The following is a 12,463-nucleotide window of genomic DNA, read 5'->3' as shown; positions in this document are numbered from 1 at the left end:
TTTCCGCAGAAAAAAATAGAAAAGAAAAAGAAAATGCCACATATACATTTAAAAATAGCAGCGGGACAATCGGAAGAAAACAAGCAAAAACTAGCCGATTTGTTTACCAAAGTAATTACTGAAAATACCGAGAATCCCGACGAAGCGGTTTCGGTAGCGATCGAAGATATTCCGAAAGAAGATTGGAAAGATGCGGTTTACGATAAAGAGATCAAACCCAATATCGAAGCGCTGTACAAAAAGCCGGGCTATTCTTTTGATGAGTAGACAGTACTAAAAATAAAAATAAGTTTAACCAAAAAAGAAGATTATGATTTTAGAAGAAAAATTCACTTTAAATAACGGAGTAGCAATACCAAAATTAGCTTTAGGAACTTGGATGGTCGATAACGACGATGTGAGTGAAGCTGTACAAGAAGCCATAAAATTAGGGTATCGCCATATCGATACTGCACAAGCCTATCAAAATGAAGAAGGTGTTGGTAAAGGAATAAAAGCAAGCGGAATCGACCGTAAAGAGTTATTCATTACCACCAAATTGGCTGCTGAAGAAAAGACTTACGACGACGCTAAAAAAGCGATCAATGAGTCGTTTAAAAAATTAGATGTAGATTATATCGATCTAATGATCATTCACAGTCCGCAACCTTGGAATGATTTCCGTGGCGGGAATTATGACGAAGGAAACTTAGAAGCCTGGAAAGCTTTAGAAGAGTTTTACGAAGCAGGAAAGATCAAAGCGATCGGATTGTCAAATTTTGAACAGTCTGATATCGAAAACATCCTAAACAAAGGTCACGTAAAACCTGCGGTAAACCAGATTTTGGTTCATATTGGTAAAACGCCAAGCGAATTAATCGAGTTTGCTCAGAAAAACGACATCTTAACCGAAGGATATTCTCCACTTGGTCACGGTGTGTTGATGGATCACGAGACCGTGAAAGAGATGGCAGACAAATACAATGTAAGCGTTGCGCAATTAGCAATTCGTTACAGCCTGCAATTAGGCGTGTTACCATTGCCAAAAACCACAAAATCAAAGCATATGCTCAACAACGCAGATGTAGATTTTGAGATTTCTGAAGAAGATATGACAACCTTGAAAAATGTTGAAGAGATCAAAGATTACGGCGATGCAAATCAAATGCCTGTATTTCAATAAGATTGAAGTTTAATAAACTTTAAAACTAAACCTCTCCGGAGCTCATTTTATAGAATTACGGAGAGGTTTTTTTATGCTGAAAATTATTCAGTTGCTGAAATAGATAATTTCTGAAAAATGAAAAACAACACAGAACATAAACCTGCTGAAGATCGCGATGCAATCATCAAAAGATTGAGAGATCAAGAAAGCGTTTCGATGAGCGATCCCGATATGCCAAGATTGGCTGAAGTTGCGAGCGAAGCCTTTAAAGTTTTAAAAGACTTCAACAAAGCATACGATCTTGAAAAAGGCAGAGCACTATTTAGCGAATTGATCGGAAAAGATTTAGATGAAACCACCACGGTTTATCCGCCATTTTATACCAATTACGGTAAGAATATTTCTTTAGGAAAAGGCGTGTTCATCAATCACGATTGCTCGATGCTCGATTTAGGCGGAATCGAAATTGAAGATGAAGTAATGATCGGCCCGCGAGTGAGTATCACTTCAGAAAATCATCCCATTTCACCGAAGGAGCGCAAAACTTTGGTTCCGGGGAAAGTGACGATCAAGAAAAATGCGTGGATTGGTTCTAACGTGAATATTTTACCGGGCGTAACTATCGGTGAACATTCGGTGGTAGCTGCAGGAGCGGTGGTGACCAAAGATGTGCCGCCACGAACATTGGTCGGTGGAATTCCGGCGAAGGAATTGAAAAAATTAGAAGATTAATTCAACCAAAATCAGCTTTTATGTTTCTAAAAAATGCCTTCAAAATCACCAATGTCGGCTTATTGCTAATACTGTTTTTTATAAGTTGTAAGCAGGAAACTTCAACAACGCAAACCGAAGAAAATAAGAAACAACCGACGGTAAATGTTGAAGAAATTCAGCAAGGCGCTTTAGCTTCCGCAGAAAATAATACCGGCAATGTTTGGGTAAAACCACACGTGATGCAAGATTCGATATACGATATGATGCTGGTAACCGAAGCTTTTGAACCCGGCGCAAGAACCCATTGGCATATTCATCCTGCAGGCGAAATTTTGGTCGTGACCAAAGGCGAAGGTTATCATCAAATCAAAGGACAAGAGCTTGAAAAAATTAAAAGAGGCGACGTAATCAAATGCCCACCCGGAGTTTCACATTGGCACGGCGCGGTAAAAAATAATGTAATGAGTCACCTGGTTATCCTACCAAACATTGCAGAAGGCGACGCGATTTGGCAAGACGAAGTAGCATTTGAAGAAGAAAAATAGGTTGGTTGAACTTCAAAAGGAGGGAATAACAGGTTTATTACCTTCTTTTGTTTTTCTTGATCGAGTTTTAGGTTTTGCGCCTGTGCTGTCTTCTTGTACTTTTTATTTGTCATTTGAAATTGGTCTACTTTTTAATTCAGTAGTAATTGTTAGGAAAAATTTCAGCGTAGGATGTGGAGCTAGGAATTAGCGTAGCGGTTTTCCTAGCGCAGGCAGAAATTTTTTCTCCACAATTCAAGGAATTAAAAATAAGCCTAGACTTTTTTGTTACTTTTTTTGGCAATGAAAAAAAGTAAATACTAATTATTAAATAATTTAAAACAGCATTTTAAACCCCTAAATGAAAAACACCCCAACCACAGCAAACGATACCAACGAAGTAGGAAAACTTTATTTTATAAGTGTTTTAGGCGCCTTGATGGCGTTCACCTCACTTTCTACCGATATCTATTTACCGGCGATGCCGCAAATGCACAAAGATCTGCAAGGCGATGTAGAATTAACCATTTCTGGATTTTTGATTGGTTTTGCTTTGGCGCAGATCATTTGGGGACCTATAAGCGACCGAATCGGGAGAAAAAAGCCTTTAAGAATCGGACTCATTTTATTTATTATCGGTTCTATAGGTTGTGCGTTTTCAGAAACTATTTTTCAGATCGTTACGGCTCGGGTGGTGCAGGCTTTTGGTGCGTGCGTGGGACCAATGTTATCGCGAGCGATGATTCGCGATCGTTACGATCGTACACAGGCAGCCGAGATGCTTTCAACCTTAATGGTGGTGATGGCGATCGCTCCGATTGCCGGTCCGTTGTTGGGCGGTCAAATTATAAAATTCAGTACCTGGCCGGTGGTTTTTTGGGTATTGGCAGCATTTGGCGCGGTGATGTTTATTGCGATTCAGCGTTTGCCGGAAACCCTTCCGCCAGAAAAACAAGCCAAAACTTCGTTGTTGGAAACCTTTAAAAAATATGGCCGACTATTTAAGAATTCAGATTTTATGGTCTACACGCTTTGTGTTACCTTTTTCTATATGGGAGTTTACGCTTTCGTCACGGGTTCGCCGGCGGTGTATATCACCTATTTTGATGTGGAACCGGAATATTATGGTTGGTTGTTTGCGATCAATATTTTAGGTCTAATGGGCTTCAGTATCGCTAACAGGATTTGGGTGCGAAAATATTCACTGGATAATTTGCTGAAAATAGCAACTTCGGTAGCAATGCTAGCGGGAATCGCATTAGCGCTATTGGTGAAGTTTGAGATTGGCGGAATTTACGCGGTGATCGGTACGGTATTCTTTTTCTTTTCAATGAACGGAATTATCGCCGCCTGTACCAATGCCGCCGCGCTCGATAAAGCCCCGGAAATGTTGGGAGCCGCCGCTGCGCTTTTAGGAGCATTTCAGTATGGAAGTGGCGTGTTATCTTCAGTTTTACTGGCTTTATTTGGAGAAGACAATGGTTCCCCGGTTACTATGGCTTATATAATGGCTTTTTTCGCAACCGCTTCCGCAGCAGTAATTTTTGCAAGAAGTAACCTAAAAGGCAGCAAAGTTTAATAGAATTTTAAAACAGATTCTCTGAAAGAAAAATTAACTTGAAAATAAACGAAAAAGAAAAATTGATATGAAAGTTTTAATTATTGGAGCACACGGAAAAGTTGGACAACGAATTTCCAAAGCGATGCGTGCTTCTGAAGATTTTGAACCTACCGCGTTCATTAGAAAAGAAGAACAAAAGCCACTTTTTGAAGAAATGGGCGTTGGTACGGTGGTAGAAAGTTTAGAAAATACGCCTGAAGCTATTGGCGAAGTGATCAAAAACTACGATGCTGTGGTGTTTACAGCAGGATCTGGCGGAAAAACCGGTCACGATAAAACAATGGAAATTGATTTGGATGGCGCGATCAAGTCGATTAATGAAGCTGAAAAACACGGTGTAAAGCGTTTTGTAATGGTAGGCGCTTCGCATAGCGATGATCGTTCGTATTGGGGAAAAGTAGACGGAATGAAACCGTATTACACCGCAAAACATTATGCCGATTTAGAACTGAAAAGAAGTTCGTTAGATTATACGATTTTACGTCCCGTTCTTTTAACCGATGAGGATGAAGCCGGAAAGGTTTTAATGACCGAAACCCCAGATGAAGTAGGATCTGAAATTCCACGTCAGGCTGTTGCTGAAACCGTTCTAAGCGTTCTAAAAGATTCTAAAACCTACGGAAAAGTGATAGAAATGAGCAAAGGTGAGGATAAAATTTCCGATGCTTTAGCGAAAGTTTGTTCGTAAATAAGATTTCAACCTAAATAAAAAGCCTCCTACTGAGAAATTAGTAGGAGGTTTTTTATTGGCTCCGCGAAAGGGAATAATACCCTAAGGCTTGCCGCGAAATTAAAAATTTGTTTCCAACTAAGGCCTCGTGGGCTTGCCCCGAGGTAGTTTACTTGTTTCAGATTAAAAAAATCAGACTCAAAATCTTCAAATATTAGCTTTATTGATATTCGATATTTTCAGTAATAATTTTTAAATAGCTTTATTATATATCGATTCAGAATAGCGTAATTTTTTTATATTAGTAAATGTAAATTTTACATTTATTATTCAGGTTGAGTTTCTTCGGCCTGAAATATTTTAATCAAATTCTGTCTTAAATGATATTCAAAAAAATTATTGCTGCTTTTTTAGTATTGCTTTGTGCCTCGGCATTTGCCCAGGAAAATTTAATCGTAAATACACATAATCGTAAGCAGGTTTCGCTAAATGGCACCTGGCATTACATTATCGATCCTTATGAAACTGGTTTTTATAATTATCGATATACCGAGAAGGGAGAAAAAGATCCTGAAGCCTATTGGAATAACCCAGAGCCACATGGCAAAACCGATAGAAAGGAGCATGGTTATAGTGATGACTATACAATTCAGGTTCCAGGAGATTGGAATTCTCAGGACGATGTTTTTAAATATTACGAAGGGACAGTTTGGTATCAAAGGGATTTTGATAAACCGAAATTAGAGGAAAATGAACGTCTTTTTTTATACTTCGGTGCGGTAAATTATGAGGCGCATGTGTATCTGAACGGGAAAAAACTTGGAATGCATAAAGGTGGATTTACACCTTTTAATTTTGAAGTTCCGCAGGAATTGCTTCAGGATAAAGGAAATTTTCTTGTGGTAAAAGTAGATAATAAGCGTCATGCAGATGAAGTTCCAACCTTAAATACCGATTGGTGGAATTACGGCGGAATTACCCGTGATGTGAAATTGGTGATTACACCACAAAATTTTATTCAGCAGTATGCTTTGCATTTAGAGCAGTCTCAGGATATAGAAAAAGCAAAGAAGCGTAAGAAATTTACAATTTCAGGTCACTTTAAACTGAATTCAGCTTCCGAAGAAAAAATTACTATTGAAATTCCTGAAATTGGTCTTAAAGAGAAAGTTGATATTAGCGGTTCTGAAGCTTCTTTTAATTTCGATGCAAAGAAACTTGAATTATGGTCACCTAAAAATCCGAAGCTTTATGAGGTCAAATTTAGTTTGGGTGAAAATACCTTAACCGATAAAATAGGCTTTAGAAAAGTAGAAGTTTCAGGAAAAGATGTATTGCTGAATGGGGAAAAGATCTTTATGCGCGGAATTTGTATTCACGAAGAAATTGCTCCTGAAATCCGCAGAGCCACAAACACTGCCGATGCTCATAAACTTTTAGGTTGGGCGAAAGAACTAAATGCAAATATGGTTCGCTTGGCGCATTATCCGCATAACGAATATATGACCCGTGCAGCAGATTCTTTAGGAATTTTAGTGTGGAGTGAAATTCCGGTGTACTGGACGATCAACTTTAAAAGCGATGCCGTACTAGAAAAAGCGAAGAAGCAGTTAGACGAAATGATTATTAGAGATCAAAATAAAGCTTCAGTGGTGATTTGGTCTGTAGGAAATGAAACCCCGGTTAGCGAAGCCAGAACCGAGTTTATGAAAAATCTTGTGATGCACGCTAAAGAGAAAGATGATACAAGAATGATTTCTGCTGCTTTAGAAGTTGGTTATAACCGCGGAACAAACTATATCGACGATCCACTGGGAGAGTATACAGATATTGTTTCTGTAAACGAATATTTGGGCTGGTATGGTGATTTGCCTCATGCTAAAGTAAAATCGAAATGGGAAACAGCGTACAATAAACCGCTATTTTTTAGCGAAACCGGTGCAGGATCTAAAGGTGGATTTCATGCCGATAAAGAGACTCGATGGAGTGAAGAATTCCAAGAATGGTATTTCGAAGAAACGCTAAAAATGATGGAAAATATGCCAGATAATTATATGGGGCTTGCGCCTTGGATTCTGGTAGATTTTAGATCTCCAAAACGTAATAATCCTAAATATCAGGAAGGATGGAATCGTAAAGGTTTAATTGATGATAAAGGCAACAAAAAGAAAGCTTTTTATACGCTAAAAGAATATTACGATAAGAAAGAAAAGGAATTTGAAGAGAAATAGTTAAGCTTAAAATAGCATAAAAAAAGCCCGATTTTTTATCTGAAAATCGGGCTTCATTTTTTTATAATCTTGGTAATTATTCTTCCTGGTTTATAAGAATAGGTTCCCCGTAACCAAGTTCTTTTAGTTTCTCAAGCTGTGTTTCAGCATCACCAACAATTAGATAATACATCCGGTTTGGATTAATGTATTTTTTAGCCAGATCCTGAATGTCAAGAATGTCTAAATCTTTCACCAATTTTTCCTGTTGTTTTATATAATCATAATCACGATCGTAATTGCTTATTTCGCTAAGCATATTAAGTTTTGCATCTAGCGTTTCAAACTTTCGCATATTACTTTTAATCATGTAACTTTTGGTTACATCAAGGTCGTGCTGATTAAAATTCTCTGAATAATCCTGCAATATCTCCTGTACTAGTTTGGCAGCATCGTCTGTGATATTGGTTCTTACTCCAGTTGAAATCATGAACGGCCCAACATACTGATCTCCAAAAAATCCAGATCTAATTCCGTAAGTATAACCTTTTCCTTCGCGTAATTGCTGCGTAAGTTGTGAAGCAAAACTACCACCACCCAAGCGGTAATTCATTACTTCAGCAGGATAGAAATCTTTGTTAGTTGCTGCCATTGCTGGAGCTCCAAATCTAAAAACAGATTGTTTAGCTCCCGGAACATCATAAAAATAAACCTTAGATTTCTGCGGAAGTTGAGGTTCTGAAATTTTAGGAAGCTGAACATTCTTTGCTGGCCAGTTTGCTGAAAGTGACTTTAAAGCATCTGTAGCATTTTCTTTATTTAGAGCACCAACCACCAGGAACTTTGTACGTTGCGGCGTTAAATTCTCTTCGTAATAGTTTTTTAGATCTTTAAGGTTAATTGCTTCAACGCTGGACTTTGTGCCTAAAGTGTTTTTAGAAAGTAAGCTTCTTTCCCCGTAAATAAGTTTTTGAAACTCAAGATTTGCGATCACATTAGGATTTGCTTTTTCTTCTTCCAGCTGGCTAAGTACTTTTTGTTTGGCCAGTTTAAATTCATCTTCGTCCCATCTTGGTTGTAAAAGTATTTCCTCAACCAGAGCGATGGTCTCTTCAAAATTCTTAGCTAAAGTACTTCCAGAAACACTAATTTGAGTTTTACTAGAATTAATTCTAATATTAGCACCCAGTAAAGCAATAGCTTCTTCTAATTCCTCTGGAGTTTTATTTGCAGTTCCTTCTCCTAAAATTTCTGCCAGTAAATTAGAAACTCCCGTTTTGTTTGGGTCTTCCAAAAGTAATCCGCCATCCATCTGAAATTCAAATTTAACCAAAGGAACTTCGCTGTTCGTAATTCCGTATATCTGCATTCCAGAAGGCATAAAATCTTTCCAAACTTCAGGAGTTGTAAGTTCTGGTGTAGCAGCATAAGGTGGTTCTACACTTCTATCAAAGCTGGAAGGCGTTTTTTCGTAATCGGCTTTTTGCGAGGCATCAAAATCTTCTTCAGCACCTTCAACGATTTGTTCTTCTTCAACTTCAGCAGGTTCAGAATTTTCTAAAGCTAATTCAATTTCACCTTTAGGAACAAAACTCGTCGCCACGTAGTGTTGATCTTTAATGTATTTATTAAAAACTCGCATTACATCTTCTTTGGTCACTGCCAAAAGCTTATCCATTTCTTTATTGATAAAGTTAGGATCGTTAGCAAATATCTGATATTGGGCTAATTGAAAGCCTTTTCCAAGAACGCTGCTTATGCTGTTATAAAAACTTGTTTCCTGCCCCGCTTTTATACGCTTAAGATCTTTTTCTGAAATTCCATTTTTAGCGAATTCAGCAAAAGTTTCATCGATCGCAGACGCAACACTATCTAAATCTTTTCCGTCGTAAGCCCTTACCTGAAGTAATAATTTTCCAGCAAGTTCAGAGGTGTAATTATACATTCTAACCGATCCTGTTAGCTCTTTTTCTTCGACCAAATTTTTGTAAAGGGGAGCGGTTTTTCCGCTGCTTAAATATTCAGCAAGAATAGAAAGGGCATAAGAATCTTCATGATAAGAATATACACTAGGCCAGGCCAAAGTTAACTCTGGTAAACGTGCAAAATTATCCTCGTAATACAGTTTTTTGCTTTCTTCCAGACTTACCAGTTGCTTTTCCTGTCTTTCGATCTTTTCTCCTGAAGGGATTTCATCAAAGTATTTATGAACCCATTGTTTTGCCTGTTCTTTATCAAAATCTCCGGCAATCGTTAAGATCACGTTGTTAGGAACGTACCATTTATTATAGAAATCTTTTACATCCTGAAGCGTCGCATTTTGTAAATCTTCTAAACTACCAATTACCTGCCAGTTGTAAGGATGATCTTTTGGATAAAGATTTTTATCGATCACATACATGGTATGGCCGTATGGCCGGTTATCGTAACTCTGGCGTTTTTCATTTTTTACCACCTGTTTTTCTTTGGCCAAAACGGGGTCGGTTACGGTATTGATAAAATATCCCAATTTATCAGCTTCAGCCCAGATCATTTTTTCCAGAGCATCTTTAGGAACGGTTTGGAAAAAATTGGTTCGATCGTGACTGGTAGAGCCATTAGCACCAGAACCACCAATTCTTGCACTCATTTTATCGAGTCCGCCTTTTCCCAGGTTTTCAGATTCCAGAAATAATAAATGCTCAAACAAATGAGCAAAACCGGTACGATTTTCAATTTCTCTGGCCGATCCTACGTGCGCAGTCAACGCTACGGCCACCACGGGATCTGAATGATCTGTGTGTAGAATTACCGTTAAACCATTAGATAAGGTAAAACTCTCAAAGTTCACCTTTAGCGAATTATCTTCCTGCGCATTTAGCGTACAAACTACCAAAAAGCACAAAAAAGTAATTATTTTTTTGAATGTCATTTTTTACAATTTAATTTTCAGCATTCAGCATTCAGCATTCAGCATTCAGCATTCAGCATTCAGCATTCAGCATTCAGCATTCAGCATTCAGCATTCAGCATTCAGCAAGTCTAGACTCTAATCTCTAATCTCTAGAATCTAGAAAATTACTTCACCATAAATAAAGCGTTGGCGAAAAATAATTTTCCGTTTTGCCAGAATGATCTGAACAATGGATTATCTACCATATAAATTACGCTACCTCTGCCCATATTTTCCTGAGCAAAAACTACCGAATTTTCCAGAGTTTTATAAGCTTCGCTACCAACAAACCCTGAAACAACTTTTGGCTCCTGCATGTAAGCAACATTGTACCCGTTACTAAGCAATCCAAAATTGCTGCTACTTAATTTTAAGCTGAAATAAGTATCATCATATCCAAAAGCAAGAGGATGTGTATTATCTACTGTAGCTTTAACAATACTACCAGGGCTGTTTCCTTTAATGCGCTCTCTGGTTCTCATGTTATACGGAGTAAGATTTGGTGAATTTGCGTCTTCTTTATTTTCTTCAACACGATTTTTTTTAATGCTGAAACCGTCCTGACCAGCAAAGTAGCCTACAGATCTACCAATAGTGATCATTTTACCGCCACCGCGAACAAAATCTTTAATTTTATTTACTCCGGCATTTCCTAAAGCGCTACCATAATAACCTTCTGGAACAATTAAAACATCATAAGAACTAAGATCGATCCTATTGAAATATTCTGTGCCAATTGCGGTTACCGGATAGTTTAATTCCTGCTCAAAGAAATACCAGATCTCACCATAGTTAAGAGAAGAAGTCCCTTCACCACGTAACATCGCGATCTTTGGATTTCCGATTAATTTTACATCTGGAGAACCAAAATCTGGACCGCTACTGGCAAAACTTGTGTTTGCCACCGTCAATTCTCTTTCAAAATCGTTAGCAGTTTCAACAACAATTTCGTTGAAATCGGTTAATTTTTGATTATCACTTTTAGTAATAATTAAACTACCGGCGTTGAATTTTTTCCCTGCAGAAGTGAAAGGAAGCTCGCTAAATCTAACTTTTACATTTTGTTTAAGCAAAGCAGCAAGAAATTCGGCATCTTTTAAGCTGTTCCAGTTTGCAATGTAACCGGCACCTTCAGCATTCACAGTATTGCTAATATTCGATGTTTCCGCAGTATTTTTTCCTGAATAGCTTCTCGAGCTTGCAACGGCATCTAAACCATAAGCATAAGGCAAACTCCAGGCTGTGATATCGTATGTAATTGAATCGTTCAGTTTGGTTTTAGGCTCAAAAAGAACTTCAACCATATGACCTTTTGGCTGCTGAGTGCTAACCAGTAAAGTTTGATCTGTAGTAGTTAAACTTCCGTCTTTATTATCTGTAAAACTGTATCCAGAAATCTTTTCTCCTTTATTAGCGGTAGAATATTCGATTTCATGACGATCTAATAATTCTTTTAGATCTGCAATTTTGTCTTTATCTCCGTTAAGAGCAAAAGTTTCGTATTTTCTGTCAAGATTATTAAAGTAAGTACTGAATTCTTCAGCAAGTTCTTCCGCATTTTTAGAAGCCATTTCTACTGTAGAAATTCCTGTAGTAAAATGGTGAGCAATTCGGTCTTTTAAAGTCAGGGTACTCTCCTGGTCGGTTTCAATTCCAAGTCCGCCTTGTCCATGTCCTGCTTGCTCGTAGGTCATCCCAATAGCTCCCATGTACGTTGGGTAAGTATCGCCATAACTTGGATATAATAAATCGAAACGTTCCTTGGTAAAGAACAACCAACCTTCTTCATCAAAATATTTAGCGTTGTTTTTACCTATTCTCGTTTGGAAATCTCTTTGAAACGGAGTGATAATATCGTGAAATGGCTCGGCTGCAGGAGCAAAGTAATAAGGATTATTAATTCCCTGTTCGTGGAAATCTACATGAATATGCGGCATCCACTGGTTGTAGATTTTTAATCTACTTCTGGTTTCTACCTGAGTAGCCCAAACCCAATCACGGTTTAGATCATACAAATAATGATTTGGTCTACCTCCTGGCCATGGCTCGTAATGCTCTGCAGCATCTTGTGACGTACTAAATGGCGTTTGTCTTACCTGGTTGTACCAGTTAGCGTAGCGGTCACGACCATCTGGATTCACACAAGGATCTATAATAACGATGGTGTTTTTTAACCAATCTTGCTTTTCAGTAATTAAGTTATAAAGTGTTTTCATCGAAGCTTCTGTACTTGAAGCTTCATTACCGTGTACATTATAACTTAACCAAACGATAGCTTTATCGGTAGTGGGGTTACCGTCTAAAATACCAGTTTGGCGTAAATGATTTTTTCTAATTTCTTCAATATTTCCAAGGTTCTCTTCTGTAGAGATCACCGCATAGGTAAGTGGTCGTCTTTCGTTGGTTTTACCATAGGTATGATAAGTAACCAATGGAGAATTTTCTGCGATATATTCAAAATAATCTACAACATCTGCATGGCGTGAAAACTGACTACCAAGTTCATATCCTAAAAATTCTGATGGTGATTTTACCTGTGCTTTTAGACTTAAAAAGCTTAAAAAAGTGAAGGTAATTAATAGTATTTTATTCTTCATAAATACGTGAGGGGTTAAAATTATGGTAGTAAAGATAGGGTAGACGGGCGA

The 12,463-nt window shown here is 37.8% G+C and carries 9 protein-coding genes; 7 read left to right on the top strand and 2 right to left on the bottom strand.

Going from position 1 to position 12,463, the window contains the following annotated elements:
• Positions 1-33 precede the first annotated feature (33 nt).
• The 7 genes from IIF7_RS11380 (at position 34) to IIF7_RS11350 (ending at position 6,904) form a co-directional block, all read left to right on the top strand.
• Positions 34-267: a tautomerase family protein gene (locus tag IIF7_RS11380; RefSeq protein ID WP_084841812.1), complete on the top strand. Its 234-nt coding sequence runs from the start codon at positions 34-36 to the stop codon at positions 265-267.
• Between the two features lie 43 nt (positions 268-310).
• Positions 311-1,162 carry an aldo/keto reductase gene (locus tag IIF7_RS11375; protein WP_084841811.1) on the top strand — a complete coding sequence of 284 codons (852 nt, stop codon included), beginning with the start codon at positions 311-313 and terminating at the stop codon, positions 1,160-1,162.
• 117 nt (positions 1,163-1,279) lie between these two features.
• A complete protein-coding gene (locus tag IIF7_RS11370) occupies positions 1,280-1,876 on the top strand; it encodes a sugar O-acetyltransferase (protein ID WP_084841810.1) in 597 nt (198 codons plus the stop codon).
• A gap of 20 nt (positions 1,877-1,896) precedes the next feature.
• Positions 1,897-2,403 carry a cupin domain-containing protein gene (locus tag IIF7_RS21075; protein WP_084841809.1) on the top strand — a complete coding sequence of 169 codons (507 nt, stop codon included), beginning with the start codon at positions 1,897-1,899 and terminating at the stop codon, positions 2,401-2,403.
• Positions 2,404-2,743: 340 nt separating this feature from the next.
• Positions 2,744-3,961 (top strand): multidrug effflux MFS transporter, encoded by a 1,218-nt coding sequence (locus IIF7_RS11360; protein WP_084841808.1) that lies wholly within the window; start codon positions 2,744-2,746, stop codon positions 3,959-3,961.
• 67 nt (positions 3,962-4,028) lie between these two features.
• Positions 4,029-4,691, top strand: a complete 663-nt coding sequence (locus IIF7_RS11355) for an SDR family oxidoreductase (RefSeq protein WP_084841807.1) — start codon at positions 4,029-4,031, stop codon at positions 4,689-4,691.
• 362 nt (positions 4,692-5,053) lie between these two features.
• Entirely contained in the window at positions 5,054-6,904 is a 1,851-nt protein-coding gene (locus IIF7_RS11350; protein WP_084841806.1) for a glycoside hydrolase family 2 protein, read from the top strand.
• A gap of 76 nt (positions 6,905-6,980) precedes the next feature.
• Here the strand turns inward: IIF7_RS11350 and IIF7_RS11345 are convergent, their stop codons facing one another.
• The gene (locus tag IIF7_RS11345; protein WP_084841805.1) at positions 6,981-9,794 is read right to left on the bottom strand and encodes a M16 family metallopeptidase; all 2,814 of its coding nucleotides are present in this window, start codon (positions 9,792-9,794) and stop codon (positions 6,981-6,983) included.
• A gap of 146 nt (positions 9,795-9,940) precedes the next feature.
• On the bottom strand, positions 9,941-12,412 hold the full coding sequence (locus IIF7_RS11335) for a M14 family metallopeptidase (protein ID WP_084841804.1): 2,472 nt from the start codon (positions 12,410-12,412) through the stop codon (positions 9,941-9,943).
• Between the last annotated feature and the right edge of the window lie 51 nt (positions 12,413-12,463).

Origin of the sequence: Zunongwangia atlantica 22II14-10F7 (assembly GCF_002094855.1) — a bacterium.
In the GTDB taxonomy this organism is placed as follows: Bacteria; Bacteroidota; Bacteroidia; order Flavobacteriales; family Flavobacteriaceae; genus Zunongwangia; species Zunongwangia atlantica.
Note: the sequence above shows the minus strand (reverse complement) of the source record. Positions and strands in the feature narration are given on the sequence as shown.

What these genes read in the sequence shown, in the direction of transcription:
- IIF7_RS11380 (WP_084841812.1), top strand. Translation starts at nt 34, where the DNA reads ATGCCACATATACATTTAAAAATAGCAGCGGGACAATCGGAAGAAAAC.
- IIF7_RS11375 (WP_084841811.1), top strand. Translation starts at nt 311, where the DNA reads ATGATTTTAGAAGAAAAATTCACTTTAAATAACGGAGTAGCAATACCA.
- IIF7_RS11370 (WP_084841810.1), top strand. Translation starts at nt 1,280, where the DNA reads ATGAAAAACAACACAGAACATAAACCTGCTGAAGATCGCGATGCAATC.
- IIF7_RS21075 (WP_084841809.1), top strand. Translation starts at nt 1,897, where the DNA reads ATGTTTCTAAAAAATGCCTTCAAAATCACCAATGTCGGCTTATTGCTA.
- IIF7_RS11360 (WP_084841808.1), top strand. Translation starts at nt 2,744, where the DNA reads ATGAAAAACACCCCAACCACAGCAAACGATACCAACGAAGTAGGAAAA.
- IIF7_RS11355 (WP_084841807.1), top strand. Translation starts at nt 4,029, where the DNA reads ATGAAAGTTTTAATTATTGGAGCACACGGAAAAGTTGGACAACGAATT.
- IIF7_RS11350 (WP_084841806.1), top strand. Translation starts at nt 5,054, where the DNA reads ATGATATTCAAAAAAATTATTGCTGCTTTTTTAGTATTGCTTTGTGCC.
- IIF7_RS11345 (WP_084841805.1), bottom strand. Translation starts at nt 9,794, where the DNA reads ATGACATTCAAAAAAATAATTACTTTTTTGTGCTTTTTGGTAGTTTGT.
- IIF7_RS11335 (WP_084841804.1), bottom strand. Translation starts at nt 12,412, where the DNA reads ATGAAGAATAAAATACTATTAATTACCTTCACTTTTTTAAGCTTTTTA.